1 protein-coding gene is annotated in these 270 nt (G+C 66.3%); it reads left to right on the top strand.

Going from position 1 to position 270, the window contains the following annotated elements; all coding sequences use genetic code 11:
• The coding region (locus R0J87_RS20780; protein ID WP_498888627.1) for a hypothetical protein at window positions 1-270 on the top strand (270 nt) is incomplete at both ends.

The following is a 270-nucleotide window of genomic DNA, read 5'->3' as shown; positions in this document are numbered from 1 at the left end:
CGTTGGTGCCTTCGCCCGCTTCGACTTGCGCAGCGCGAGCGCCGCCATGTGCAGTACGGTCGAGCACAGGCTTCAACGCTGCGCCGGTGTGGCTCGCGCGAACCTGCACGATTCCTTCGGGGTCCGTAGCAGCGACGACTGTCCCGCCACCCACACCGCCTTCGGGACCGAGGTCGATGCTGCAGCCTCCCTCGGCTACAACCTCGAGGTCATGCTCGATCACCACGACGCTATGGCCGCCGTCAGCGAGACGATGCAGCACGCGAATCA

Source organism: Halomonas sp. SIMBA_159 (genome assembly GCF_046536035.1).
Taxonomy (GTDB): Bacteria; Pseudomonadota; Gammaproteobacteria; order Pseudomonadales; family Halomonadaceae; genus Vreelandella; species Vreelandella venusta_A.
Note: the sequence above shows the minus strand (reverse complement) of the source record. Positions and strands in the feature narration are given on the sequence as shown.